The sequence below is a fragment of the Methylocystis sp. Se48 genome (assembly GCF_056269425.1).
This window is the reverse complement of sequence record NZ_CM149850.1, coordinates 2,734,478-2,758,451: the sequence shown is the minus strand read 5'-3', so window position 1 is coordinate 2,758,451 and position 23,974 is coordinate 2,734,478. Positions and strand designations below refer to the sequence as shown.

General features: G+C 66.0%; 26 protein-coding genes and 2 tRNA genes. 14 read left to right on the top strand and 14 right to left on the bottom strand.

Going from position 1 to position 23,974, the window contains the following annotated elements; translation table 11 throughout:
- Positions 1-43 precede the first annotated feature (43 nt).
- Positions 44-493 carry a GatB/YqeY domain-containing protein gene (locus tag ACV959_RS13485; RefSeq protein ID WP_475739668.1) on the top strand — a complete coding sequence of 150 codons (450 nt, stop codon included), beginning with the start codon at positions 44-46 and terminating at the stop codon, positions 491-493.
- A gap of 12 nt (positions 494-505) precedes the next feature.
- Here the strand turns inward: ACV959_RS13485 and ACV959_RS13480 are convergent, their stop codons facing one another.
- Positions 506-1,228, bottom strand: coding sequence for a hypothetical protein (locus ACV959_RS13480; RefSeq protein WP_475737095.1), 723 nt, complete (start codon positions 1,226-1,228; stop codon positions 506-508).
- A gap of 62 nt (positions 1,229-1,290) precedes the next feature.
- Positions 1,291-2,127 (bottom strand): bifunctional hydroxymethylpyrimidine kinase/phosphomethylpyrimidine kinase, encoded by an 837-nt coding sequence (thiD, locus tag ACV959_RS13475; RefSeq protein WP_475737094.1) that lies wholly within the window; start codon positions 2,125-2,127, stop codon positions 1,291-1,293.
- A 171-nt stretch (positions 2,128-2,298) separates the two neighbouring features.
- Here thiD and ACV959_RS13470 point away from each other — a divergent pair, with 171 nt between their 5' ends.
- From ACV959_RS13470 to ACV959_RS13460, 3 genes are all read left to right on the top strand, one after another.
- Entirely contained in the window at positions 2,299-3,186 is an 888-nt protein-coding gene (locus ACV959_RS13470; RefSeq protein ID WP_475737093.1) for an alpha/beta fold hydrolase, read from the top strand.
- A gap of 221 nt (positions 3,187-3,407) precedes the next feature.
- A complete protein-coding gene (locus ACV959_RS13465) occupies positions 3,408-3,725 on the top strand; it encodes a hypothetical protein (RefSeq protein WP_475737092.1) in 318 nt (105 codons plus the stop codon).
- A gap of 296 nt (positions 3,726-4,021) precedes the next feature.
- A complete protein-coding gene (locus ACV959_RS13460) occupies positions 4,022-4,213 on the top strand; it encodes a hypothetical protein (RefSeq protein WP_475737091.1) in 192 nt (63 codons plus the stop codon).
- Between the two features lie 34 nt (positions 4,214-4,247).
- On the opposite strand, the gene ACV959_RS13455 is transcribed toward ACV959_RS13460, so the two are convergent.
- The 5 genes from ACV959_RS13455 to ACV959_RS13435 all read right to left on the bottom strand — a co-directional run bounded on the left by ACV959_RS13455 (position 4,248) and on the right by ACV959_RS13435 (position 8,994).
- Positions 4,248-5,255, bottom strand: a complete 1,008-nt coding sequence (locus ACV959_RS13455; protein WP_475737090.1) for a WD40 repeat domain-containing protein — start codon at positions 5,253-5,255, stop codon at positions 4,248-4,250.
- Positions 5,256-5,267: 12 nt separating this feature from the next.
- A complete protein-coding gene (locus tag ACV959_RS13450) occupies positions 5,268-6,500 on the bottom strand; it encodes a hypothetical protein (protein WP_475737089.1) in 1,233 nt (410 codons plus the stop codon).
- Between the two features lie 98 nt (positions 6,501-6,598).
- Positions 6,599-7,723 (bottom strand): tRNA epoxyqueuosine(34) reductase QueG, encoded by a 1,125-nt coding sequence (queG, locus tag ACV959_RS13445; protein WP_475737088.1) that lies wholly within the window; start codon positions 7,721-7,723, stop codon positions 6,599-6,601.
- 63 nt (positions 7,724-7,786) lie between these two features.
- Positions 7,787-8,236, bottom strand: coding sequence for a hypothetical protein (locus tag ACV959_RS13440; protein ID WP_475737087.1), 450 nt, complete (start codon positions 8,234-8,236; stop codon positions 7,787-7,789).
- Between the two features lie 77 nt (positions 8,237-8,313).
- Positions 8,314-8,994, bottom strand: a complete 681-nt coding sequence (locus ACV959_RS13435; protein WP_475737086.1) for a glutathione S-transferase family protein — start codon at positions 8,992-8,994, stop codon at positions 8,314-8,316.
- A gap of 116 nt (positions 8,995-9,110) precedes the next feature.
- Between ACV959_RS13435 and ACV959_RS13430 the strand changes: the two genes are divergently transcribed.
- The 4 genes from ACV959_RS13430 (at position 9,111) to ACV959_RS13415 (ending at position 11,361) form a co-directional block, all read left to right on the top strand.
- Positions 9,111-9,821, top strand: coding sequence for an SIMPL domain-containing protein (locus ACV959_RS13430; protein WP_475737085.1), 711 nt, complete (start codon positions 9,111-9,113; stop codon positions 9,819-9,821).
- 151 nt (positions 9,822-9,972) lie between these two features.
- Positions 9,973-10,371, top strand: coding sequence for an ArsC/Spx/MgsR family protein (locus ACV959_RS13425; protein WP_475737084.1), 399 nt, complete (start codon positions 9,973-9,975; stop codon positions 10,369-10,371).
- A gap of 69 nt (positions 10,372-10,440) precedes the next feature.
- Entirely contained in the window at positions 10,441-10,722 is a 282-nt protein-coding gene (locus ACV959_RS13420; protein ID WP_475737083.1) for a DUF1488 family protein, read from the top strand.
- Positions 10,723-10,836: 114 nt separating this feature from the next.
- A complete protein-coding gene (locus ACV959_RS13415) occupies positions 10,837-11,361 on the top strand; it encodes a restriction endonuclease (protein WP_475737082.1) in 525 nt (174 codons plus the stop codon).
- A 142-nt stretch (positions 11,362-11,503) separates the two neighbouring features.
- Here ACV959_RS13415 and ACV959_RS13410 read toward each other — a convergent pair.
- Positions 11,504-11,579 (bottom strand) — tRNA-Ile (locus tag ACV959_RS13410).
- 75 nt (positions 11,580-11,654) lie between these two features.
- On the opposite strand from ACV959_RS13410, the gene ACV959_RS13405 reads away from it, so the two are divergent.
- Positions 11,655-12,305 (top strand): class II aldolase/adducin family protein, encoded by a 651-nt coding sequence (locus ACV959_RS13405; RefSeq protein WP_475737081.1) that lies wholly within the window; start codon positions 11,655-11,657, stop codon positions 12,303-12,305.
- Between the two features lie 105 nt (positions 12,306-12,410).
- Here the strand turns inward: ACV959_RS13405 and mtnA are convergent, their stop codons facing one another.
- The gene (gene mtnA, locus ACV959_RS13400; protein ID WP_475737080.1) at positions 12,411-13,505 is read right to left on the bottom strand and encodes an S-methyl-5-thioribose-1-phosphate isomerase; all 1,095 of its coding nucleotides are present in this window, start codon (positions 13,503-13,505) and stop codon (positions 12,411-12,413) included.
- A 111-nt stretch (positions 13,506-13,616) separates the two neighbouring features.
- Between mtnA and ACV959_RS13395 the strand changes: the two genes are divergently transcribed.
- Both ACV959_RS13395 and ACV959_RS13390 read left to right on the top strand, forming a co-directional pair.
- Positions 13,617-14,369: a proteasome-type protease gene (locus ACV959_RS13395; protein ID WP_475737079.1), complete on the top strand. Its 753-nt coding sequence runs from the start codon at positions 13,617-13,619 to the stop codon at positions 14,367-14,369.
- Positions 14,366-15,331 carry an L-threonylcarbamoyladenylate synthase gene (locus ACV959_RS13390; RefSeq protein WP_475737078.1) on the top strand — a complete coding sequence of 322 codons (966 nt, stop codon included), beginning with the start codon at positions 14,366-14,368 and terminating at the stop codon, positions 15,329-15,331. Before ACV959_RS13395 ends, ACV959_RS13390 begins: the two co-directional genes overlap by 4 nt.
- On the opposite strand, the gene ACV959_RS13385 is transcribed toward ACV959_RS13390, so the two are convergent.
- Positions 15,328-16,371 (bottom strand): hypothetical protein, encoded by a 1,044-nt coding sequence (locus tag ACV959_RS13385; protein WP_475737077.1) that lies wholly within the window; start codon positions 16,369-16,371, stop codon positions 15,328-15,330. The two genes, ACV959_RS13390 and ACV959_RS13385, sit on opposite strands and share 4 nt — an antisense overlap.
- A 176-nt stretch (positions 16,372-16,547) precedes the next feature.
- Here ACV959_RS13385 and pgi point away from each other — a divergent pair, with 176 nt between their 5' ends.
- Both pgi and ACV959_RS13375 read left to right on the top strand, forming a co-directional pair.
- Complete coding sequence (gene pgi / locus ACV959_RS13380; RefSeq protein WP_475737076.1) at positions 16,548-18,185, top strand: glucose-6-phosphate isomerase; 1,638 nt, start codon at positions 16,548-16,550, stop codon at positions 18,183-18,185.
- Positions 18,186-18,212: 27 nt separating this feature from the next.
- Positions 18,213-19,010 carry a sulfite exporter TauE/SafE family protein gene (locus tag ACV959_RS13375; protein ID WP_475737075.1) on the top strand — a complete coding sequence of 266 codons (798 nt, stop codon included), beginning with the start codon at positions 18,213-18,215 and terminating at the stop codon, positions 19,008-19,010.
- Between the two features lie 19 nt (positions 19,011-19,029).
- On the opposite strand, the gene ACV959_RS13370 is transcribed toward ACV959_RS13375, so the two are convergent.
- On the bottom strand, positions 19,030-20,151 hold the full coding sequence (locus ACV959_RS13370; protein ID WP_475737074.1) for a methyltransferase: 1,122 nt from the start codon (positions 20,149-20,151) through the stop codon (positions 19,030-19,032).
- 414 nt (positions 20,152-20,565) lie between these two features.
- Here ACV959_RS13370 and ACV959_RS13365 point away from each other — a divergent pair.
- Positions 20,566-20,642 (top strand) — tRNA-Arg (locus ACV959_RS13365).
- 247 nt (positions 20,643-20,889) lie between these two features.
- Here ACV959_RS13365 and ACV959_RS13360 read toward each other — a convergent pair.
- Genes ACV959_RS13360 through ACV959_RS13350 form a run of 3 tightly spaced genes read right to left on the bottom strand, consistent with a single transcriptional unit; the run spans position 20,890 to position 23,878 of the window.
- Entirely contained in the window at positions 20,890-21,861 is a 972-nt protein-coding gene (locus ACV959_RS13360; protein WP_475737073.1) for a HupE/UreJ family protein, read from the bottom strand.
- A 53-nt stretch (positions 21,862-21,914) separates the two neighbouring features.
- A complete protein-coding gene (locus ACV959_RS13355; RefSeq protein ID WP_475737072.1) occupies positions 21,915-22,865 on the bottom strand; it encodes a peptidyl-prolyl cis-trans isomerase in 951 nt (316 codons plus the stop codon).
- Positions 22,862-23,878 carry a hypothetical protein gene (locus ACV959_RS13350; RefSeq protein WP_475737071.1) on the bottom strand — a complete coding sequence of 339 codons (1,017 nt, stop codon included), beginning with the start codon at positions 23,876-23,878 and terminating at the stop codon, positions 22,862-22,864. Before ACV959_RS13350 ends, ACV959_RS13355 begins: the two co-directional genes overlap by 4 nt.
- Positions 23,879-23,974: the final 96 nt, after the last annotated feature.

The window sequence follows — 23,974 nt, the reverse complement described above, 5'->3', positions numbered from 1 at the left end:
CGGATGTAATCCATTCGTCCCCAAAATGGAAACCCCAAGTCACATGCGCGATAAGATCAATCAGGACCTCAAGGACGCCATGAAGGCCCGCGACAGCGCGAAAGTGGACGCCCTGCGCATGATCAACGCCGCCCTGAAGGACAAGGACATCGAGGCGCGCGGCGCGGGCAAGACTCTGACCGAGGAAGATATTCTCGCTTTGCTCCAGAAGATGATCAAGAGCCGCCAGGAGTCGCTCGACATCTATGAGAAGGCCGGCCGCGCCGACCTCGCCGAGAAGGAGAAGGGCGAAATAGCCGTGATTTCCGCCTATCTGCCGCAACAGCTCTCTGAGGCCGAGGTGGCGCAAGCCGTGACAGCCGCCATCTCCGAGGTCGGCGCCGCCTCGATCAAGGACATGGGCAAGGTCGTCGCCGCGTTGAAGGCGAAATACGCGGGGCGCATGGATTTCGCGAAGGCGAGCGCCGTGGTGAAGGCGGCGCTGAACGGATGAGACCGAAGGGCGTCAGCCCTTCAGCCAATCCCCGAAGGCGAGCCACCAGGACGTCGTCGAGACCACGATGCGCAGAGGCTGCATCGCCAGAATGAAAAAGCCGCCGACGAGATAGGCGGGATGAATGCGCCGGCGCGACGCAAAGTCGTAGGCGACGCCGGCGATCACGAACAGATCCTGAAGACCGAAGGAGGCCAGCGGCCCGCCCAGCGCAAAGACGCCGGGGATGCGGGCGATCGGCGCGTCGAGCATTGCGACGCTTGCGAGCAGCATGAGCCGCTTGTGCGTCTCGGGACGGCTGCGCATGAGAAAGCCCGCGACCGCAAGCGTCGCGAAGACGGCGATGCCGAAGAAGGGCAGGACGAGAAAGGACCGCGGATCGAGGCCCGGCGGCGTGTGGTTCGTGCGAATGGCGTGAATCGCCGCCGCCACGCCGAGCGGAACCATGACGGCCGCAAGGGAAAACCCCGCGAGGCCCAGCCTGCGATGGAGGTCGGGCCGCCCGTTCGCGATCAGCGCGGCCTGAGTGAAAAACAGCGCATACCAGCCCGCGAAAGCCGCGCCATGCAGATGCAGCAGCGGGTCTAGCGGCGGCGCGTCCGAAAAGACCTTGAGGAAGAAGGTCGGCGCGAAGCCGACGAAAACCGTCGCGGCCATCGCCACGGCCATCGCAGCGTAAAAGAGCCCGTCGCGGTTCGGGGTCAGGAGGGCGGGCATCGATCTTGCCAATGTCATCGTGGGTCTTTCCGGCTGTGAAAACATGAGCGTAAGTATATATAGAATAACATGAATTTTGCTCATGCCAGCTTCTGCGGCGCCTGGACTGCGGCGGCTCCTCCGCGCAGGGCGTAGAGATGGTCGGGCGGGCCGCGGCCCTCGCCGAGCGCCAGCGCGTTCCCCGCTTCGAGCGCCCCTTCCAGCCAAGCTTTCGCCGTTGCGACAGCGTCAATGAGCGAATCGCCTTTGGCGAGGCCGGCGGCGATTGCGGAGGAGAGCGCGCAGCCCGTGCCATGGGTGTGGCGGGTCTCGATTCGCCGCCCGCGAAACAGCCGGGTCTCGCCCTCGGCGAGAAGGACGTCGACCGGTTCGCCTGAAAGATCGCCGCCCTTCACCAGCACGGCGCGGGCGCCCGCCTCGATCAGCATCCGGCCCTGCGCGGCCAAGTCGTCGACCGAGCGCGCGGGCTCGGTTTCCGTGAGCGCCGCCGCCTCGAAGACGTTGGGCGTCGCGAGGCGCGCCAAAGGAAGGAGCGTCGCGATCAGCGCGCGCTCGAGCCCCGCCGAGGCGAGGCTCACGCCCTGCGTTGGAACGAGCACGGGGTCGAGCACGACATTGCGCGGCTCAGGCCCCAGCGCGCCGGCGATAGCCTGCGCGGCGACGGGCGTCGCGACCATGCCGATCTTGACGGCGTCCGGCGGGATGTCGGAGACGACCGCCGCCACCTGCGCCGCGACGACGTCCGGCGCGACAGGCCAGACCGCGGCGACGCCGCACGTGTTCTGCGCGGTGAGCGCGGTAATCGCCGCCATGCCGTAGCAGCCAAAGGCGGAGAAAGTCTTCAGGTCGGCCTGCGCGCCAGCGCCGCCGGAGGGGTCGGAGCCGGCGATGGCGAGCAGCCGGGGGATTCTCGGCATTCTTTCCGCTCCTTTGCCGCTGCAACGCATCAACCGGCGTCTGTGGAGGATCTTACCTGTTCCGCCGTCGTCGCAAGCATTCGTTAACCGCGATTTCGGAAGGACGTCGCTTAATTCAATTTTAGTCTCCTTCGAGTGGTTTGCTCGGCGCGAACCCCGACGGAGGGAGCCGTGCGAATTATTCGTCTTCTAGGCGTCGTCTTATGTTTGGTTTTCCTCAGCGGCGCGGCGCGGGCGGCGCCGAACTGGACGGTGTTCCGCGATGTGCAATACGGCCTCACCGCTCAGGAGAAGGCCGATTTGTACCTCCTTAACAAGGGCGTCAATCCGGCCGTCGTCATGATCCACGGCGGCGGCTGGCAGGCCGGAGACAAATCCTATTTTGACGGCTACTATGCGCGCCTTTACGCAATGGCGGGCTTCCATGTCGTATCGATCAACTATCGGCTCGCTAGCTACGCCGATCGCACGACGCAGTGGAACGCGCAATTGCAGGACGTTCAGCTCGCGATGCGCTGGCTGCGCCAATATGCGGGCATTTTGCGGATCGATCCGACCCGCATCGGCGTCGTCGGCAGTTCGGCGGGCGCCCATCTCGCCTTGTTTCTCGGCTCGCTCGCGACGAACGTCGCCGGCGATCGCTCCCCTTATCTCCCGTTGCAATCGCCGAAGGCGTCGGCTGTCGTCGACATGTTCGGTCCAGTCGATCTCACGCGCCCGGACATGTCTCCGCAAATCGCTCCGCTCGCCTTGTTCGGCGCGCGTTCCTATGCGCAGGCGCCAAGCCTCTATCGAAACGCCTCTCCGATTTTTTATCTGAACGCCCGCACGGCGCCGACCTGCGTCGTTCACGGGACGACGGATGTCACCGTTCCCCTCACACAGTCGCAACTGCTGATCACGCGGCTGTTTCAACTGGCGGCGCCGTTCCAGTTTTTCCCTTATAACGGCGGGCACATGTTCGCAGGTCTCACGTCCTGGCAACAATCGCTGATCGACAATGCGGCCCTGCGCTGCGTCAGCGGCTATCTACATCCCAATCCGGCGAATGCGCTTTGAGGCGGCGCAGGCGACCAGTCTTCCTCTTGGCAGTAATCGACGACGCAGATGGCGAGAGAATTACTTGTTTTGCGCCAAGTTGAAAATGATAACTCCAGTCTTAGCTTTCATAAAAACTGCCAAGCTCGCAATTTATAAAATTCTACATCAATATCGTTGCGCGAGGGCGGTCGATCGCCAAGACCGCCGCCATGGGTTTTCCAAATGTATTTGGAGGAGTCGTGCCCGACATCGAGCGACGCTTCGAATGGTGTGTTGCCGCCGAGGCTTTCGACGAAATTCTCTCGCAACGCGCCGCGGCCATAGCTGCGGAAGACGACGACGCGGAGGACGACGCGCAAGAGCGATTGTGGGCGTTGATCCTCCAGATGGTCGACCTGCCGGCCTCTTCGCCGAACGCGCTGGGCCTGAAGGCGCGCGCGGTCCGAATCGCCTTCGAATCTGAACTGGCCGGCAACGCGGCGGCCGTGCGCTTGCTTTGCGGATTGCTGAGGGATCTGGAGCGAATCGGCCCCTTCAGTCCGACCGAGGATGTTTGAAGAGGCGCCGGCGATCCTGGGAGACATAGCCGCCGCGCGACGGCGCGCCGGCGACAACCATATGGTTCGTCACGACATTTTCTTCGAAAGACAAATTTGTTAAGTATTTTTTAACTGATGGTCTCCAGTCTCTGCGTCAGACTTAGACCAGAACACAGATAGAGCTTTAGATGTTTACCGTAACGCATCCCCAAAAAGCTTTATCGCCGCTGCTTCTCCGTGCAGCTTTACTTGCCGTCCTGTGTCATGGCCCGTTCGACGCGGCCCTTGCAAGAGAGATCCCCGGGATCGATCGCATGCCGACGGGCGCGGTGGAGGACATCTACAGACGCCGCATCGGCGCCGAAGCTTTCGAGGCGTTCGACGTCGTCGCCTGCACGCGCGGCGGCGCGGTCGGCTTGCTCGCCTTCGCCATATTCGCGATGGCGCGCAGCCGGCGCTTCAAGGGCGTCGCCCGGGACTATGACCCGGACGAAGACGTCTTCTGAGGGGGCCGCTTTCAGCTTGCGAGGCGGTTGATTCTCAGCCCCTGGGCAGCGTCAGCAGCCCCGCCTCGCCGCTTTCCGCGCCAAACAGCAGCCGCGCGCCTCTCGCGTCCCAGGCAAGCGCGGAGATGCGGGCGTTCTTCGGATCCTCGGCGGGACGGCGCACGAGGATTTCCGACCCGTCGGAGATTCGCGCGAGCATCACAAGTCCGTCGTCGTAACCGATGGCGACGACCGGCGCGCCGGGATGAAAGGCGACCCGCGTCACCGGCACGTTCACGCGCACGCCGCATTCGCGCGGCGGCTGGCCCATCGGGCCGTCCTTGCCGGAAAAGGGCCAGATGATGCAGGCGTCAGAGCCCGAGGTCGCGAGCCATTTGCCGTCGCGCGACCAGGAAAGGCTTCGCGTCTTGCCGGGATAGCCGGACATGCGCATGTGCCTGGCGTCGGCGATGCGCCAGCCATGCAGCGTATTCTCCTGCATCGAGGTGACGAGGAAACGGCCGTCCGGCGAGACCGTGGCGTCGAGATGCGAGCCGTTCCAGCTCAACGGCTCTGGCTTGCCGGCGTTGGGGAACCACAGGGTCGCGCCGTTGTAGTGCGCGGCGGCGAGCCGGTAGCCCTTGGGGAAGAAGGCGAGGCCGCGGCACGTCGAGGGCAGGTCGAGGGACTTGGTCTCGCCCTTGGCGGAACGCACGCGCGCGTTGCGGCCGGCCGACCAGGCGATTGCGCCCTCGTGCAGCGCCAGCGCGTCGATCCATTTGCCTTTTTCGTCGGCGATGGTTTCCATCGCGCCGTCGGCGCCAGTCGCGACGACGCGGCCGTCGTCTCCGCCGGTGGCGAGTCGCCTCCCGTCGCTCGCGGCGACGAGAATGGCGGCGTCGGGATGGGCCGCGACGCGGCGGGCGTCCTTGGCGTCGCCGAGAACGACCGCGCCGTCCGCGAGCGCGAAAGCGGGCGCATCGCCGAGGAAGGCGCCGGAGACGACCGCTTCGCCGAAGGCGCGCGGCTCCACGGAGGAGGTCAGCGTCTGAGGATCAGCCAAGGAAATCTCACGTCAGGCGGTTTCGTCCGCTGGGACCGGGCCGAGACGGATCGGCAGCACGGGGCGGCGCTTGCGGAACTGGCCGCGCATTACCAGAGTGAAGGCGATGGCGTCGAGCCCGGCGAGCGTCAGCCACCACAATTGTTCGGCGGCGGGTCCGAGGAGGCAGATCATGAAGCCGGCCCAGATCCCGCCGAGCAGGAAAGGCGCGAGGGCGGGGCGCGCCTGCCCGACCTCGAGGCTCGCGCGGGCGAGCGCCAGCGCGAGCGCGCCCGCGCCCACCGCCCCGAGATCGAACCAGATCTGGAAAATCAGGCTGCGCGGCGTCGCGGGCGTGAGATAGCCGCCCAAAACGCCCCAGGTCGCCGCGCCGAAGCCATGGCCGAGGAGCGTGCGCATCCCGTCGTTCGAGATCATCTGGCCCCAAAAGGCGAGATGTTTGAAAAAGGCGGGCGGATGCTCCGGCCAGACCAGATGCGTGAGGAAGGCGGCGAGGGGCGCGAGGAGCACGATCGCCGCCATCGCGCCTGCGAGCGCCACGGAGGCTGCGCGGGGCCGGCCGAACGCCGCCGCGAAGACGAGGGCTCCGCCGATGAGCGCCGGCACGGCGTTGGGCGCCGCCGCGAGTTGGCAGGCGATCAGCGTCGCGCCGCCGAGCGCCGCCGCCATGATCCAGCGGCCGCGCACCGCGAGCGCGCCCATCGCCGGCCAGACCAGAAGCGCAAGGCCGAGGCCGGCGCGTCCGAGCGGACCGACGTCGAGAATGTCCTCGATCGTATATTTCGGCGCCATCAGCACCGTGATCGCGGCGAGCGCGACGGTCGCGACGCCTACGCCGATCGGGAGAAGGTTGAGGTTGGAGGTCTTGGTGCGCAGAGGCAGAAAGCCCGTCGCGGCGGCGACCAGCGCCATGGTCGCGGCCACCTTGGCGAAGCGCTCGGCCGGCCCCTCGAAGGGCGTCCACAGCAGCGAGACGCCGGCCCAGCCGCCAAGGAGCAGCGCGGCCCAGACCGGCGGCGAGGCGAGCAGCGCCCGCAGCGATCCGCCTGCGCGCGGATGCGGAGACAGACTCGCGGAAAGGAGCAGCAGCGCCGCGCCGACCGGCAGCAGGATATAGACCGTCTGCCGCGCAAGGATGGGCGCGAGCAACGAAATCACGAAGAGCAGAAAGACGCCGAGCCTCAGCAGGAGGCGTGCGGCCTCCTCCGCGGGATCGTCGGCAGGGCGTCTCGAAAAGGTGATCATCGCCAGCGGCGCCAGAAGGAGAAAGCGTTTCTTCCCGTCACATTAGATCGAAATGCGGAAGGGCAAGCGTGCTGCGGCGCACTTATCGCGAGTTGACATTATTTTTTCGCCGAGTGTGTCTCTTTTGCCCACTCCTCCCGTACCGCCGGGTCGCTTTCCGAGAGGGCCAGATGGCGCAGCGCAACGAGGCGTTGCGGATCGAGCCGCGCCACAGCCCAGACGGCGGCGCCGCGCACGAGCGAATCATCGTCGGAGAGCAGCCGTTCCGCTTCCGCCGCGAGTTCCGGCGCGCCGCTGTTGCCGATCGCGACGAGAACGTTGCGCAGGAACCGCGCGCGGCCGATTCGCTTGATCGGCGAGCCGGAAAAAAGGGCGCGAAAGCCCGCGTCGTCCAGTTGCGCGAGTTCGGCGAGCGCCGGGCTTTCGAGATCCCCGCGCGCTGCGAGTTTCGCCTCTCGCGTGATCCGGGCGAATTTGTTCCAGGGGCAGACGGCGAGACAATCGTCGCAACCGTAGATGCGATTGCCGATCGCTTCCCGGAAGGGGCGGGGAATCGGCCCCTTGTGCTCGATGGTGAGGTAGGAGACGCAACGCCGCGCGTCGAGGCGGTAGGGGGCGGCAAAAGCCTGCGTCGGACAGGCGTCGAGGCAGTTGCGGCAGGAGCCGCAATGGTCGCGTTCGGCCTCGTCCGGCGCAAGCGCGAGATCGGTGAAGATCGCGCCGAGAAACAGCCACGATCCGAACTCCCGCGAGACGAGATTTGTGTGTTTGCCCTGCCAGCCGAGCCCCGCCGCCTGAGCGAGCGGCTTCTCCATCACCGGCGCGGTGTCGACGAAGACCTTGACCGCGCCGCCGCCGGCGCGCTTCAGCGCGAAGGCCGCGAGCTGCTTGAGCTTCCCCTTGACGATGTCGTGGTAGTCGCGGTTTCTCGCGTAGACGGAGATGGTTCCAGCGCTGCGGCGCTCAAGCCCGGCGAGCGGGTCGGCGGACGGCCCGTAGTTCATGCCGAGCATGACGACGCTCCTTGCCGACGGCCAGAGCGCCTGGGGAGACGCGCGCCGCTCCGCCGTTTCCGCCATCCAGATCATGTCGCCATGGGCGCCGGCGTCCAGCCACTCCCGAAGCCGCCCGGCGAGCTGCGGCTGTACCGTTGCGGCGGCGAAGCGGCAGGCGTCGAAACCGAGGGAAAGCGCCTTTGCGCGGATGGCGTTCTCGAGAGTCATTCGACGCGCATCATATAGCGGCGTCAGCGCCCCCGGACGTGGCGCGGAAGAAGAAAATCCGGATCAGGCTTCGGCCATGGGCGACGGCGGCGCGGCGGGCCGCGCGCTGAAGGCGGGCGCGCCGCCGCGCGTCGACTGGCGCCGCCACTGGCCCGCCAGCCATGCGGCCGGCGTCAGCAACAGGCAGAGGAGGGAGGAGAAGCGGGCGACCGACAGCGTCGCCAGAACGATATGATCCGCCGTCGCGACGTAAGCGTCCTTTTTCTTCCAGCCCACCCGCAAATCCGGCGCGCGCCAGGGGCGCAGCGGCGTCTCGGCGAGGCTATAGCGGCCCTCCTTGACGACGGACTGTTTGTAGGCTGTCTCCATCCGGCCGATCCCGGAGAAAGCGAGAAGGAGCAGAGCCAGCGCCGTGAGCGCCGCCCGGGACGTCGCATAGTCCGCCGCGGCGTCGGCGACTCGCGACGCGATCGGCGCGATCCGCCCGGTCCAGAACCCTGCAAGACGCTTCATGACGGCCCTCGCCGATTGGAGACGCGCTTACAGCGTGCCGATTCAAGGTTAAAGTCCGGTAACTTGTTCGCGGGCGCTCAGAAATCGAGCTGGGCGTAGTAGGGGCCGGGCGTCATGCCCGGCGCGCGGTCTGCGAGCAGGGGGCGGAAGGCCGGGCGCGATTTGATGCGCTGATACCAGTGTTTCGCGGCTTCGTCCTCGTCCCAGGGAACGTCGCCCAGATAGTCCGCGCAGGAGAGATGCGCCGCCGCGGCGAAGTCGGCGTAGGTGAGACGGTCGCCCGCGAGCCAGTTCCGCGTCGCGGTCAGATAGCCGATGTACCGCATGTGATGGCGGATGTTGGCGCGCGCGACGCGGACAACGTCCATGTCGGGCGCGCCGCCCTGCGGGGAAAAGCGCTTGTAGACTTTCTCGGTGACGAGCCAGTTCGTCACCTCCTCGAAGAATTTGACGTTGAACCAGTCGACGAGACGGCGGGTTTCGACCCGCGGACGCTTCTCGGCGGGCATCAGCCGCTGAACGCTGCGCGAGGGACCATAGACTTCGTCGATATATTCCGCGATCGCCGCGCTCTGGACCACTGTGCCGTCGTCGTCGATCAAGACCGGCGTCCGCCCGGCCGGATCGAGCGCGAGAAAATCCGGGCGCCGGTCCGCGGCGCGTTCCTCGATAAGCTCGGCGGCGATTCCATATTCCGCGAGAATGAGCCGGACGAAGCGCGAATGAGGGCAGAGCGGGTAATGGTAAAGAGCGGGCATGATGCCTTGTCGCGGGGCGCGGGACGGCCGCGCGGGGTTCCTGTATGATCGAACTCGACTAATGCCGCAAGCCGGCGCTTTTGCGGCTCGCGCGGCCATTCGCCCAAGGATATGCCATGATTCGTCTTTTTCTCGCACTCTCCCTCTTTTTCGCCGGCTCTGCGCGCGCCGAATCGCTCATTGACTCGCTGTCGCATATTTCGGTCGTCGGCGAGGCCTTTGAGGATGTGGCGCCCGACCGCGCGACCCTGCGTTTCGGGGTGGTGACGGAGCGCCCGACGGCCGCCGCCGCGGCGGCGGAGAATGCGCGCGCGGTCGAGGCCATCTTCGCCGAGCTCAAGGCGCTTGGCGTCGTGGACGCGGACATTCAGACCCAGGCGGTGACGCTCGCGCCCTTCACGGCCGAGGACCGCGACGCCAAGGGCAGGGCGAAGGGCGCGCAGCAGCTCTACCGCGCGAGCAATAGTCTCGCCGTTCGTGTGAAGCCTGTGGAGAAGGCCAGCGACGTCGTCGGGCGGGTGATCGACAAGGGCGCCAACAGCCTCGACGGCGTCGACTACGACCACTCGAACCTGACCGAGAAACGCGACGCCCTGCGCGCTGCGGCGGTGAAGGATGCGGAGCGGCGCGCGCGGATTTACGCCGAAGCGGCGGGGTTGCGCCTCGCCCGCGTCATCGAGATCCGGCCGCTCGACGCCCCGGGGCCGGTCCCTGTCGCTTTCGAGGCGCGCGCCGCGGCGGCGCCCAACGTCGGCTCTGTCCCGCTGCGGCCGGGGCTGGAGCGCCTATCGGAGCGAGTCTCGATCACTTGGGCGCTGTCTCGCTAGCGGCTGACCGTGCGGGGGCAATCTGCAAGAAATTCCAGCGGAACGCCTCCCCCAATGCACGCGATTCGGGCGCTGCATTGCACAATTCCGTTGTAAAATGCAATGAGGCGATAGAATCCATCCATCGCCCTTGCACGCGAAGAGGCCGCCCATGGCGAAGGTCATCTTTTACGAAAAGCCCGGCTGCGCCAGCAACGCGACGCAGAAGGCGCTGCTTCTCTCCTCGGGCCATCAGGTGGACGCCCGCGACCTCCTGCGCGAGCCCTGGAGCGTTTCGAGCCTGCGCCCCTATTTTGCGGAGAAGCCGGTTCGCGAATGGTTCAACATGGCGTCCCCGCGCGTGAAATCCGGTGAGGTCGATCCCGACGCGCTCAATCCGCAGCAGGCGATCGTGATGATGATCCTCGACCCCGGCCTCATCCGGCGCCCCCTCATGCGCGTCGGCGACCATTGCGAATGCGGTTTCGACGCGGCCGCGATTGACCGCTGGATCGGACTGACGCCGCAGACCGAGGAGGTCTCGGACCTCTGCGCCATGGACGCGGCCTGATTTGCGGCGCGGAACATGACAGCGTTTCGCGGAGTTGTTCGCTCGGGGGCGAAACCATAAGGCGCGCTCATGCCGCTGGAGAAAATCGATTCCGACGTCCTGCGCGAGGCGCAGGGCTTTTCCTTCCTCATGCGCGTCGCCGGGTCGCAGCAAACCGTGCGCGTCTTCGTTTCCGACGACGCGCTCGAACCAGACGCGCCAAATCCCGGCGAGGAAGAGTTGCGCGCGCAATTCGACCAGGATCGCGACGCGCTGGAAGCCGTCGCCAGCGAAAAATATCGCCAGGGCCGCGTCGCCGCCGATGGCGTCGTGGCGATAACGCTTTCGGACGTGATGAAATTCATCGAATAGGGTGGTCGCGGTCCGCGTTCGGGGCGCGGGGAAAGCGCTTTTTTCATCTTCGCGGGACATTATTGCGAAAGCGGCGGGACGCCGGCGTCAGCGACGAGCGCGCGAAGGAAGGGCATGGGACGCGGCGAGAGCGCCGGCATTGGGAAATGGTTGGTCTGGATCGCCGTCTTCACTGCGCTCGCCGGTTTTTTCTGGCCGCGCGGCGCGGGCGTCGCTTTCATGGCCTTCGCCTTTTTCGGCGTTCTGCATCTCTCGGTGCTCGTTTACGATGAACTTGCGAGCGCGCGGTTTCGCGACGATATGACGCCGGAAGAATTCGAGCATTACTGCGCAGCCGTTCTGCGCGAAGCGAAGTGGGACGCCCGGGTGACGCGGGCGAGCGGCGACCAGGGCGTCGACATCGTCGCCGACAAACGCGGCGCGCGCATCGTGGTGCAATGCAAAAAATACGCCAAACCCGTCGGCAATCGCGCGGTTCAGGAGATTGTCGCGGCGATCGCGCACGAGGGCGCGCAACGCGGCGTCGTCGTCACGACCAGCGATTACACGCGCGCGGCGGAAAGGCTCGCCGCCTCGAACGATGTTTTACTGCTTCATCACTCGGAATTGCGGCGCATAGACAGGCTTCTGCGCCGCTGACGGCGCCGCGCCGGATCAGCGACGCCGTCGTGACGGCGCCGCCGCCGCCCGCTGTTTCTGGGGGGAATTACTGGGGCGCGGCCCAAAAAACGGGACTGATTTTCGGGCCCAAAATCGCCAAGAAGCGCCAATGTTTTCAACTTGGTAGGCCGGGAGGGACTCGAACCCCCAACCAGACCGTTATGAGCGGTCGGCTCTAACCATTGAGCTACCGGCCCCTGTCGCCGCGGGGACGCCCAGTCCTATACAGCAAATGGCCCGCCGGGCAATATTGCGCGAAAGGACGGTCGGGGATGGCGGACGCAGAAAAACGGGCGGCGATCGTGAACGGAGCGCTGGAGCTCGAGCGGCTCGGGCTCAACCACGGCTCGGCCGGCAATCTTTCGCTGCGCGACGGCGGCGCGATTCTCGTCACGCCGAGCGGCGTTCCCGCGCGGGAGCTGGCGCCGGGGATGATCGCGCGCATGCCGCTCGCCGGCGCGGAGGGCGCCTATGAGGGGCCGCTGCCGCCGTCGAGCGAATGGCGCTTCCATCTGGACATCTATCGCGCGCGGCCGGACGTGAACGCGGTCGCGCACATGCATTCGACCTACGCCACGACGCTCGCGACGCTGCGGCGAGAGATCCCCGCCGTGCATTACATGATCGCGGCCTTCGGCGGCCCCACCGTGCCCTGCGTCGGCTACGCGTCCTACGGCACGCCTGAACTGTCGGCGCTCGTTGTCGAGGGGCTGAAGGACCGCGACGCCGCGCTGCTCGCCAATCACGGCGCCATCGTCACCGGAGAGGACATGCGCAAGGCGCTGTGGCGCGCGGTGGAGCTGGAGGCGCTGGCGCAAGTTTATTATCTGGGCGCGATGGCGGGCGAGCCGGTCGTCCTGCCGAACGAGGAAATCTGGCGGACGGTGGAGCGGTTCAGGAATTACGGGCCGCGACGGGCTTAACCGGCCAGCGGCGATCTCGCGAGACGGATCGGCGGCGCGACGCCTGGCGTTCAGCCAAGGGCGATCTTGGGTGATCCGTCCGATGCTTCCCCGTGAAAGGGTTGCTCACGCGAGCGCGTCGGGAAACAAACCCTGCAACCCCGCCTCCGATGCATCGCAAACCCCGCGCTCGGTAATCAGCCCCGTCACAAATCTCGCGGGCGTCACGTCGAAGGCCCAGTTGCGGGCGGGCGAGCCTTCGGGCGTCAGCAGCACTTCCGTCACGCCGCCGTCGGGCGCGCGCCCCGAAATATGCGTCACCTCGCGCGCGTCGCGCTCCTCGATCGGGATATTCGCGACGCCGTCACTGATGCGCCAGTCGATGGTCGAGCTGGGCAGGGCGACATAGAAGGGCACGCCATTGTCATGGGCGGCGAGCGCCTTGAGGTAGGTGCCGATCTTGTTGCACACGTCGCCCGTGCGCGTCGTGCGGTCCGTGCCGACGATGCAGAGATCGACCATCCCGTGCTGCATCAGATGCCCGCCGGCGTTGTCGGCGATGACCGTATGCGGCAGGCCTTCCGAGAGCAGTTCGAACGCAGTGAGGCTCGCGCCCTGATTGCGCGGGCGAGTCTCGTCGACCCACACATGGAGATCGACGCCCGCCCGCGCCGCCTTGTAGATCGGCGCCAGCGCCGTCCCCCAATCGACGGTGGCGAGCCAGCCGGCGTTGCAATGCGTGAGAATGTTGACGGGGCGGCCGGGGTTCCGCTCGGCGGCCGCGCGAATGAGCGCCGCGCCATGATCGCCGATCGCCGCGCAGCAGGCGACGTCCTCATCGGCGATCTTCGCCGCCTCTGCGAAAGCGCGCGCCGCGCGCGCCGGCGGCGGGACATCGCGCAGCAGGAGGCTCACGCGGTCGAGCGCCCAACGCAGATTGATCGCGGTGGGACGCGTGGCGAGGAGTTTCGCATGGGCGGCTGCGAGCCCCGAGTCGCTTGGGTCTTCCGTCGCCGCGAGGGCGAGCCCGTAGGCGCCCGTCACGCCGATCAGCGGCGCCCCGCGCACGATCATGTCGCTGATGGCGCGGGCGGCCGCGTCGCCGCTCGTCAACGCGCGCGCCTCAAATCGATGGGGCAGGCGGGTCTGATCGATGACGCGAACGGTCCTTCCGTCGCCGTCGAGCCAGATCGTTCTGAAATCGCGCCCGTTTATCCGCATGATCGGCCCGCCTGCGAGGCATCTTTCGGACCTTGTGCCCTCTGGCCCGGAACTTGTAAACGGGGAGCGGGCGCTCCGGCGGAGAGAAGGGCGCCGCGCCGGGGAGCTTCCATGACCTATTGCTGCGGCATTCTGGTGCGCGACGGGATCGTGCTCATCGCAGACACGCGCACCAACGCCGGTCTCGACAACATCGCCACCTTCCGCAAGCTGCATATTTTCGAGAAGCCCGGCGACCGCGTGCTGATGCTCGCCACGGCGGGCAATCTCTCCGTGACGCAGGGCGTGGTGAACTTCCTCGCGGAAGGTTTCGAGAATCCGGAGACGGGCGAGGTCGAGAGCGCGATGACGGCGGGCACGATGTTGCAGGCCGCGCAACTCGTCGGCCGCGCGGTGCGCCGGTCGCGCATGGAGGCGTATAATTCCGTCGAGCAATCGAACGGCGTGAGCTTCGACGTGTCGCTGCTGCTCGGCGGGCAGATCAAGGGCGGCGCGCCGCGCCTGTTCATGATCTATACGGCCGGCAACAGCATCGAATGCACGCCGGATACGAACTATCTTCAGATCGGCGAGCACAAATACGGCAAGCCGATACTCGACCGCGCGATCAATTACGACAGCGATCTCTACGAGGCGCTGAAAATCGGATTGATTTCGATGGATTCGACGATCAAGTCCAATCTTTCGGTCGGGTTGCCGATCGACATCGCGCTTCTGCGCCGGGACGCGCTGCAACTCGAAGTCTCCACGCGCATCGACGTGAACGACGAATATTTCCGCGACCTGCGCGAGCGCTGGTCGAAGGCCCTGCGCGCGGCGCATATGGCGATCCCCGCGCCGCCCTATCGCGGCCGCGAGCCGTGACCATTCTCGCGCCCGCCGACGCGGCGTCCATCGCCCGCGCGTCGGAAATCTTAAGCGAGGGCGGGCTCGTCGCTTTTCCCACCGAGACGGTCTACGGGCTCGGAGCCGACGCCGCCAGCGCCTGGGCCGTTGCGCGCATCTACGACGCCAAGGGGCGGCCTTCATTCAACCCGCTGATCGCCCACGTCGCCGATCTCGCCGCCGCGCGGCGCGAGGCCGTGCTGCCGGAGGCGGCGATCCGGCTCGCGGAGGCCTTCTGGCCCGGGCCGCTCACCATCGTCGCGCCCGCCGCGCCGGGCGGTTCGGTCTGCGAGCTTGCGCGGGCGGGCTTGCCCAGCGTCGCCTTGCGCGTTCCCGATCATCCGGTCGCGCGGGCGCTGATCAAGGCGCTCGGCCGCCCGGTCGCCGCGCCCTCGGCCAATCGCTCCGGCCACGTCAGCCCGGTGACGGCGGCGCATGTGGCGGAGGATCTCTCTGGCCGCGTGGATATGATCCTCGACGGCGGGCGCACGAAGGCAGGGCTCGAGTCCGCCATCGTCTCCTTTTGCGACGCCGCGCCCACGCTGTTGCGGCCGGGCGCCGTGCCGCGCGAGAGGATCGAGAAGGCGCTCGGCGCTCGGCTCGCGGCCCCCGCGCGGGCGGAGGTGACGGCGCCCGGCATGACCGCCTCGCATTACGCTCCGAAAGCCAGGCTGCGGCTCGAGGCGCATGAAATTCTGGCGGGGGAGGGAGCGCTCGATTTCGGCGGGCGGCTCGCGGGGCGCGCGGCGCCGGGAACGGTCGTTCTCGATCTCTCGCCCAAGGGCGACCTCGTCGAGGCGGCGGCCAATCTTTTTGCCTGCTTGCGCGAACTCGACGCGCGCGGCGTCGAGAAGGTTGCGGTGGCGCATCTTCCCGAGCGCGGCCTCGGCGAGGCGATCAACGATCGGCTGCGCCGCGCCGCCGCGCCGAAGCTCAGTTAGGCCGCGAGCGCCGTCGGCGTCGCGGCCCGCAAGTGAAAATCCTGCGTCGCCGGGCGCGGGTCGCCCGCGATGAGCGAGGCGCACTCATAGCCCCGCGCCACGAAGTCGCCGGCGCCGGCGGCGGACATTTCGACGGCGAGGCGCGTCAGGCGGTTCAGCACGGGCGGCGTGACCCATGAGAAGCGCGGCGCGTCAGGCGCGACCGCGCGCATGGCGGCCTTGCGCGTCTCGTTGTTCGCGACGCTCATGCGCGCCTGCCAGCCAGGCTGTGGCTCCTGCCAGTCATTGGCGACGATCACGGGACCGCGATAGACGCGCGCCTCGCGCTCCGTACGCTCGATCAGCGCCATCTCCCCGCGCTTTGCGCCCGCGAGCGTGAAAAGCGTCGGTCGCGCGAGAGGTTCGCGGGCGATGAGCGCCACCGCCTCGCCGAATGTCTCGCAGGTCTCGAAGGCGTAGCGCAGCAGATGATCCGGCGGCCAGCCGCCTTCGCTGGCGAGCGCATTGCGCAGATTGACCGCCGCGTCGTAGGGGAAGCCCAAAGCGCCCGTCGTGCGCCGCCGCATGGGCGCCTGATTGATGACGGCGCAGAACCGCCCCGGCGCCATGGCGCTGAGCACGCCAACGGCGCCCGGCCAAGTGGCGTTGTAATAGTCGCCGGCCGGTCCCGACTGCCAGGCCATTTCCACAGCCGCGCCCAGGCCCTTGAACGGCCAGTCGAGCGTGCGGCGGATGTGCGGAAGCCCGTCCGGCCCCTCGTAGGCCTGCGTGGTGCAGGCGAAGAGATAGGACATATTGAGCGTCATCGCGCCGGGAAAGCCGAGAATCGAGACAACGTGTTCAAGTTCGGCCCGATAGGCGGAGGCCGATTTTCGAAGCCAGTTCGACGCCATGCGGTCGATCGGGGAGAGGCAGAAACGGCTCAGGGGCGCGACCGCGCCAAGGCAGGCGTCGCGCAGGGCGGCTGCGGCGTCGATCCGCGCCCGCGCATGGGCCACGGGTCCGCCGTCGCGCACGTCGAGGAGAGGGATCGGGTTCATCGTCGTCCTTCCGTCAGAAAACCGTCATTGAACCGATATGGGTTTCACATCCCTCTGTCACAATACAGCAAATTTTTCGTCATTCGGCGGCGGCGCTGCAACCGTCGCCTGTTTACGCTAAGCAAACCCGTTATTCGGCGGATCGATTCGTCCGCCTCAAACGCGAGACACGCAGAATGTCGCACGCCGTCGCCGCCGCCTTTCTTGCCCTGAAGTCCCACGCTCAGACGCTCACGGACGTGCGAACGCTCGCGCTCTTCGAGCAGGACGCCTCGCGTTTCGCGACGTTCAGCGTGCGTCTCGACGATTTCCTATTCGATTACTCCAAGCACAAGATCACGCGTGAGACCCTCGACCTGCTGCTGGCGCTCGCGAAGGTCCGTCGACTCGAGGAGCGGCGCGACGCGCTGTTTTCGGGCGAGACGGTGAACAACACGGAGAAACGCGCCGCCATGCACATGGCCCTGCGCGATCTCTCCTCCCGCCCCCTTTTGGTCGGCGGCGAAGACGTGCGCGAAAAGATCGAGGGGGAACGCGAAAAGGTTTTCGCCTTCGCGCGCGCCATTCGCAGCGGCGACGCGAAAGGCGCGACCGGGCTTGCGTTCACGGACGTCGTCAACATCGGCATCGGCGGCTCCGACCTCGGCCCCGCCATGGCGGCGCGCGCGCTGTCGCCCTATGCAGGCGAGGGACCGCGCGCGCATTTCGTCTCCAACGTCGACGGCGCCGATCTTGCTGACACGCTCGCGACGCTTGATCTGTCGCGCACGCTCTTCATCGTGTCGTCGAAGACCTTTACGACGCAGGAGACGATGGCCAACGCAGCGAGCGCGCGCGCCCGCGTCGTCGCGGCGCTCGGAGAGGACGCGGTGGCCAGTCATTTCGCGGCCGTTTCGACAAAGCTGGACAAGGTTGCGGCCTTCGGCGTCGACGCGGCGCGCGTTTTCGGTTTCTGGGACTGGGTCGGCGGGCGTTATTCGCTGTGGTCGTCGATCGGCCTTGCGCTCGCGATTTCCGTGGGGCCCGAGAATTTCACCGATTTCCTGCAGGGCGGAAACGACATCGACTCGCATTTCCGTTCTGCGCCGCTCGACAAGAATATTCCCGCGCTGATGGGCCTCCTTGGCGTCTGGCACCGCAATATTCTCGATCGCCGCGCTCATGCGGTGATCCCCTACGATCAGCGCCTCGCGCGTTTTCCCGCCTATCTCCAGCAGCTGGACATGGAGTCGAACGGCAAGTCCGTGACGCGCGACGGCGGCCATGTCGCCTATGAAACCGGCCCGGTCATCTTTGGCGAACCCGGCACCAATGGACAGCACGCTTTCTTCCAGTTGCTGCATCAGGGAACCGACGTCACGCCCATCGACTTCCTCGTCGCCGCCGAGCCGACGGCGGCGGATGCGCATCATCACACGCTGCTGTTTTCAAACTGTCTCGCGCAGGCCGAGGCTTTCATGCGCGGGCGCACGCTGGAGGAGGCCAGGGCGCAATTGCGCGCGTCCGGCATGAGCGCGGAAGAGGTGGAGACGCTCGCGCCGCACAAGGTTTTCCCGGGCGACCGGCCGTCGAGCGTGTTCCTCTACCGGCGTCTCGATCCGCGCACGCTCGGGCGTCTCGTTGCGCTCTACGAGCACAAGGTTTTCGTGCAGTCCGTGATCTGGGACATCAATCCCTTCGACCAATGGGGCGTGGAGCTCGGCAAGGAGCTTGCAAACAGGCTCGGACCGATCGTCGAAGACGCGGACGCCTCGACGGCGGGGCTCGATGGCTCGACGGCGGGGTTGATCGCGTGGCGGAGGGGCCGGGGGTGATCGCCGCGGCCAGGAACAGGAGCGGGCGTGCGGCATAATCGAGCGGCGGCGTTCGGCGGCGGAGCTGTAATCGGAACGCTCGGGGGCCTCATAGGTCTGGGCGGCGCTGAATTTCGTTTGCCGCTCTTGATTGGCGCTTTCCGGTTTCCCGCCCTGGAAGCCGTCATTGTCAACAAGGCGACAAGTCTTGTCGTTGTCGCGTCGGCCTTGCCTTTTCGGGCGGCGGCGGTTCCCCTGAGCGAGGTCGTCTCCCATTGGCCGATTATTCTCAACATCCTGGCCGGCAGTCTCTTCGGCGCGTGGCTCGGGGCGGGTTGGGCGACAGGTCTCAGATCAGCGACGCTGTATCGTGTGATCGCGGCGCTGCTTGTCGGCGTCGCCGCCGTATTGCTGTTCGGTCACGGCTGGCGCGCAGGCGGCGCCGTCCTGGCGAGCGGCTGGTTCCAGATCTTGGCTGGAGCGACGGCGGGTTTCATTATTGGGGTCGTCGCGTCGCTTCTCGGCGTCGCGGGCGGCGAACTACTGATTCCAACCCTTGTTCTGCTGTTCGGCGTGGAGATCAAACTCGCGGGCAGTCTCTCTCTTGCTGTCAGCCTGCCGACGATGATCGCAGGCTTCGCCCGCTACAGCCGCGACCGCAGCTTTGCTGTGCTGGGGCAAAGCCGCGGCTTCGTTCTCTTCATGGCGCTTGGCTCCGTCGCCGGAACGTTCTTGGGCGGCCAGCTGCTCACTGTCGTCCCGAGCAATATTTTGCCGCCGTTATTGGCGGGGCTTCTCGTCGTTTCCGCTGCGAAGGTGTGGCGGCACGGTCAGGCGAGCTCTTGAGCCGCCTGAAGCGCGCCCGTCACGCCGCCTTCGCCGCCAGCACGCTCGTCAGCGTCGGCAGCGCATTGGCGAGGAGCCTGAATTCGCCGAAGCCCGCCCGCCGCAGCAGCGCCTCGATCTCCTCGACGCGGCGCGGTTCGCCGCGGCCCATGGCGAGCGTGTAGAAACCGTAATAGGCGTCGAGCGGCTCGGCGCCCTTGACGCCCGACATGGCTTCGATGACGAGCAGCGTCGCGCCCGGCTCAACCGCGCGTCGGATGTTTTGCAGCAGCGCGAGCGCCCGCTCGTCGTCCTGATCGTGCACGATGCGGATGAGGGTGACGAGGTCGGCGCCTTTCGGCAGATCCTCGCGCAGGAAGTCGCCGCCGTGGATCAGCGCGCGCGACATGATCCCGGCGGCGTCGAAACGCGCGCGGGCGAGCGCCGCCACGGCGGGAAGATCGACGAGCGTCAGTTGCAGATCGGGCGCGCGTTCCGCCGCCGCGCAGAGAAAAACGCCTTCGCCGCCGCCGACGTCCATCAGCCTCTTGTGCCGCGAGACGTCATAGGCGTCGAGCGCCTCCTGCGCCACCATGGGCTGCGACGCCGCCATCAGCGCGCTGTAGGGCGCGACCTGCTCGGGCTGTAGCGCCTTGGGCCGTTCGAGGTCGGAATAGGGCCAATAGTCCGCGAGCGCGGCCCGCTTTTCGCCGCGCAGCAGCGCCACCGGGTCCGCAAGATCGGCGTAGAGCATCGTCTGGTGCTCGACGAGCGAGAGCGCCGCGCGGTTGCCGGCGAAGGCCGCGCCAAGCTGGCCGAGCCCGTAGCGCCCGCCGCCGCGCCGCTCCGCGAGGTCGAGGGAGGCGGCGGCGTCGAGAAGGCGCCGCGCCGCGTCCTCGGAGAGGGACAGGCGCGCGGCAAGCTCGGCGGCCGTCATCGGTCCGCCCAAGAGAATATCGAACAATTTCAGCCGCGCGCAGGCGAAAAGCACCTGGGAGTAGACGAAGCCCGCCGTGAGATCGAGCGCCGCCCGCGCCCGCCGGCGGGCGATGGGCCGGGTGAGGGGATTGGCGAGCGACCAGCGCTGGAAACGGGGATCGGCGATAAGCCGGTCCCGCCGCGCGCGCAGACGATCGAGCCAAGCTTCATAGAACGCCGCCATGTCGATCCCCCCCTTTTTTTGTCGTTTTCGCCCCGATAGCACGCGCCCGCGCGCCCGCGAAGCGCCCCGCCGTTGCGCGCATCCGCGCCATGAGGTAGAAAGAAGGCGACTCTCCAAGACACGCGCCCGTAGCTCAGCTGGATAGAGTGTTGCCCTCCGAAGGCAGAGGCAAGGCCTTTTTGCTGAATTTAGGTGTGTAAAAAATCGAGTGTAAACACATGCTTGGCGAAGCTCGAAGGAGGCAGGAAATCCGCTCCCGAGGTCGCGGAAGCATCACGGAAGCAAGCTGAAAGGAGGTTGTAGCGTACGAGTGGCGATGATCGGCACGGCTAAGGGCTTGGGTCGTTTGCGCCTATTCGATCGTTGAATTCGGGATTGACCGTGTTCGATCTCGGAAACTATCTTCATATCGATGCGCCCGTAGCTCAGCTGGATAGAGCGCCACCCTCCGAAGGTGGAGGCCACACGTTCGAATCGTGTCGGGCGCGCCAAATGTCTCAATGAACTGATTTTATTTGTTTTCTCTATTCAGCACGCTGAACAAAAGAGAGAACTTTTTCTCGGTTGCCTTCGCCGGTCACTTTCGTGGATATAGCGGACCTTCGGGCTGTAGGGCCGCGGGCCCGACTTTAACCCGAAGCGGCCTCTGGGCGAACGGCTCATTTGACCCAAAGCAGACATGAGACCGTGGAAACGTGAAACCGCGCGACGTGTCGAACGTCGGGATATCCCCACTCGTCATGAGGTCGCGAACCCCGCCAACCTTTCAATGAACCAGAAGGCGGCCAAGGCTCCTATCGCATAGGTCATAGCAAAATGCGCACGGCGTGCAAGAATCGGCGGGGGCCTGAATTGTCTTGCGGCTTCCAACAAACCAAAAATGACGGCGATAAAGATGAGCTGTCCGATCTCAACGCCGAAGTTGAACGTGAGCAGCGCAAGAGGGATGTCGCTTCGAGGCAGGCCGATCTCTGTCAGCGCGCCGGCAAACCCAAATCCGTGCAGGAGCCCAAAAACGAACGCCACGAGCCATGGCTTCTGCGCGGTCATGCTCACATGGCCATGCTGCAAGCGAACGACCTCGCAGGCCAGCAGCAAGATGCTGAGCGCGATCATGGCCTCGACCGGCGGACCGGGCACACTGGCCATTCCGAGCGTCGCCAAGCTAAGCGTTATCGAATGCGCGAGCGTGAAGGCGGTAATGGTCAACAACAACGCCTGACGGTCGCGCACGATCAGGATGAGCGCCAGCACGAACAGCAGATGATCATATCCAAAAAGGATGTGCCCGATTCCGTGCATGACGTAGGCGCTTGCCACCGCCGTCCATCCGACCGCGCTTGCGATCTCAATCCACGGGCGGTTCGGCCGCACCATTGTGGTCGAGGCCGCGCCGTCGAGAGTCTCCACCCTCACAAGCACGTCGGTAATCGTCAGTTGCAGGCCGGGGAACTCGATGCGCTCGCCGGCCAATCCGCTCGGTCCCGCGTCGATCCAGCGACGTTCGATAAGCGAGTCAGCGAGTTCGCTGACGATGATGTCCCGCAGGTTCCTCGCCCTGTCCGGAAGCTTGAGGGCTACCGGCAGGCGCATGCCGGCGAGCATCGGCGTGCGCCACAAGACGCCGAATTGTCCGGGCGCCGTCTCAGTGATGGCGAGATAGGCCGGGCGCGACTCATGCGCTGACGCGGCAAGCGGCAAGAACAGCAAGGCGACGAGCAGGCTTAAGAGTCGGGGCCGCCCGACAGTGTGTCGCCCTAGCGTCACGAGCCACCCTCGCGCGGCGTGGCGGAAGACTGCTTGCCTTTTGCGGCGTCGCCGCTTGTTGGCGCTTCATCAGGCGGCGCGGGTAGTAGTACGGTGTATTTTTCACGAATGTCCCGATAGGCTTTCTGCCAGGCCTGCACCTTTTGCTCGGCGAGCCACGCTTTCTTCACCTCGGCCTCAATCTCCTCGAACGCAGGGACTCGCCCAGGGATCAGCGTGTCAACGAATACCAGATGCCATCCAAAGCCAGACTCGACGGGTCCTTGCCAGGAACCCGGCGTCAACTTCGCGACATTCAGTGCGAAATTCGGGCCGAACTCTTTCCCCAGGAACTCGGGGGTGCGGTCGCGGTAGTAGTCCTGGAACATGAACGCATCGGCGAGCGTCGCCGCGACCTTTGAATCCTCGGCTTGCCCAGCCAGTTTCGTCAATGCGGCCGCTGCATCGTCATGCGCGCGAGCCCCGCGCCGATCAGGTGAAAAGTAGAGATGTCGAAAGCTCACGCGCGGCGGAAAGGCGAACTCGCCATGGTTGGCCTCGTACCATGTCTTGAGCTCCTCAACTGTCGGCTCGCGGGCGGCGGCGACGTCCTCGGCGAGAAACTGCATCTTTTGCGCCATGCGGCGCTTGACGATTGTGTCCTCCTTGTCGAGGCCGAGCGCGAGGGCTTCTCGATAGAGGATCTCTTCACGCGCTTTCTCTTCAACGAGCAGACGTAATTCCTCCGGAGTGGGATCGCGCCGCCACTGCGAGCGGAACAGCTGAACCAGTTGGGAGAGATCGCCAACGGTCAACTCAATCTGCTTTGGCCGTTCCGAGTCGTCATGCTTTCGCTGCAGAACGCCATAGGCCCCAAAGAGAATTGCGCCCAGCAATAGGAAATGGATAAGCGGTTCGCACGACAGGCGTTGCATAAGAGAAATGAGCGGATGCTTGCTGACTGTCATTGGCGCGCCACTGGAGAGACAGACTGCTCCACGCTCGTCTGAGCCGGAGCGCTCGCCTTCGATGCATCTGAATCGGTCGTGTTCGCCGCCGGGCTTTGCGCCAGATATTTCGAGATGGCGACGCCGGAGGCAAAATTCTGTCGAACATGCGATTGGACGATCGCGCGATAGAGCGGCTCTGCGCCCCAATATCGCCAAGCCGCCAAATCCCACGCCACGAAACCGGCAAGCTCCTGATGCTCGCGAATGAACAAGAGATAAGACTGGATGATGCGCTCGCGCGGAATGGCGTCATTGGCGTTTCCGAGCACGCTGAGGGCCAATAGCGCCCCTTCCAGTTCCCGCGTGGAGCGCGCGCGGTCGCTCATATATTTCGCGTCGACCCAGGCCATACGGGACGGCCCACGTAGTTGCAGATTCGCGGCGATCATAGAGCCCAGATTTGTCGCATCGCTCGTCGTCCACGAGGCTTCTAGTTGTTGTTCGAGTGCGGCGGTGTCCTGCGCGTCGCCGGCGATACCGAGCAACAACAGGTAAAGAGGCCGCCTTGCCGCAAGCGCCGGATCGGCAAGCCAACGTCGAATTGCAGGCGCAGAGAGGCGCGGTTGCGCCCCCAGGAGGGCGGCATAAGGCGCGGCGGCAACTTCGCCGTAGGCTATCTTCGCGACCAGCGGCTCGCGGTGCTCAAGGTAGGGAAGCATCAGAGCGACGCGGCCTTGCCAATCGCCCGCGTCCATGGCTGACGGGCGCTTCCCGCCCGCGATTTCTCGGAGCCAATTTGCATTTTCTACAGCGGCGGCGCCCACGCCGAGCCACGTCGACCATGTTTCGTCTCGAGCAAGCAGCAGCGTCTCAGTCGGGGCGGCGACAAAATCGAGCTGAATGGCGTCGGCGGGGATGATCCCATCCGTCGGCCATTCCCCCTTGATGATCGCGAGGACCTTGTAGTCGCGGCCGTTCCCGGTCGGCTGCGCCAGCAACACGTTCTGGACTTCGACGAGCTGCTGCGCCACCGAGGATCGAAAAGCCCCAAGGCAAAGCTGACAGGCTGTCGCCGCTGGGGACGTGCATAAGAGCAGTAGGGCGATAAGCCATCGTCTTATCGCCCG

Coding starts and splice junctions, on each gene's coding strand:
- ACV959_RS13355 (WP_475737072.1), bottom strand. CDS start 22,865: ATGACAGTCAGCAAGCATCCGCTCATTTCTCTTATGCAACGCCTGTCG.
- thiD (WP_475737094.1), bottom strand. CDS start 2,127: ATGCCGAGAATCCCCCGGCTGCTCGCCATCGCCGGCTCCGACCCCTCC.
- ACV959_RS13415 (WP_475737082.1), top strand. CDS start 10,837: ATGGGACGCGGCGAGAGCGCCGGCATTGGGAAATGGTTGGTCTGGATC.
- ACV959_RS13460 (WP_475737091.1), top strand. CDS start 4,022: ATGCCGACGGGCGCGGTGGAGGACATCTACAGACGCCGCATCGGCGCC.
- ACV959_RS13450 (WP_475737089.1), bottom strand. CDS start 6,500: ATGATCACCTTTTCGAGACGCCCTGCCGACGATCCCGCGGAGGAGGCC.
- ACV959_RS13405 (WP_475737081.1), top strand. CDS start 11,655: ATGGCGGACGCAGAAAAACGGGCGGCGATCGTGAACGGAGCGCTGGAG.
- ACV959_RS13370 (WP_475737074.1), bottom strand. CDS start 20,151: ATGGCGGCGTTCTATGAAGCTTGGCTCGATCGTCTGCGCGCGCGGCGG.
- ACV959_RS13425 (WP_475737084.1), top strand. CDS start 9,973: ATGGCGAAGGTCATCTTTTACGAAAAGCCCGGCTGCGCCAGCAACGCG.
- ACV959_RS13430 (WP_475737085.1), top strand. CDS start 9,111: ATGATTCGTCTTTTTCTCGCACTCTCCCTCTTTTTCGCCGGCTCTGCG.
- ACV959_RS13435 (WP_475737086.1), bottom strand. CDS start 8,994: ATGCCCGCTCTTTACCATTACCCGCTCTGCCCTCATTCGCGCTTCGTC.
- ACV959_RS13480 (WP_475737095.1), bottom strand. CDS start 1,228: ATGACATTGGCAAGATCGATGCCCGCCCTCCTGACCCCGAACCGCGAC.
- ACV959_RS13385 (WP_475737077.1), bottom strand. CDS start 16,371: ATGAACCCGATCCCTCTCCTCGACGTGCGCGACGGCGGACCCGTGGCC.
- ACV959_RS13420 (WP_475737083.1), top strand. CDS start 10,441: ATGCCGCTGGAGAAAATCGATTCCGACGTCCTGCGCGAGGCGCAGGGC.
- ACV959_RS13440 (WP_475737087.1), bottom strand. CDS start 8,236: ATGAAGCGTCTTGCAGGGTTCTGGACCGGGCGGATCGCGCCGATCGCG.
- ACV959_RS13485 (WP_475739668.1), top strand. CDS start 44: ATGCGCGATAAGATCAATCAGGACCTCAAGGACGCCATGAAGGCCCGC.
- pgi (WP_475737076.1), top strand. CDS start 16,548: ATGTCGCACGCCGTCGCCGCCGCCTTTCTTGCCCTGAAGTCCCACGCT.
- ACV959_RS13395 (WP_475737079.1), top strand. CDS start 13,617: ATGACCTATTGCTGCGGCATTCTGGTGCGCGACGGGATCGTGCTCATC.
- mtnA (WP_475737080.1), bottom strand. CDS start 13,505: ATGCGGATAAACGGGCGCGATTTCAGAACGATCTGGCTCGACGGCGAC.
- queG (WP_475737088.1), bottom strand. CDS start 7,723: ATGACTCTCGAGAACGCCATCCGCGCAAAGGCGCTTTCCCTCGGTTTC.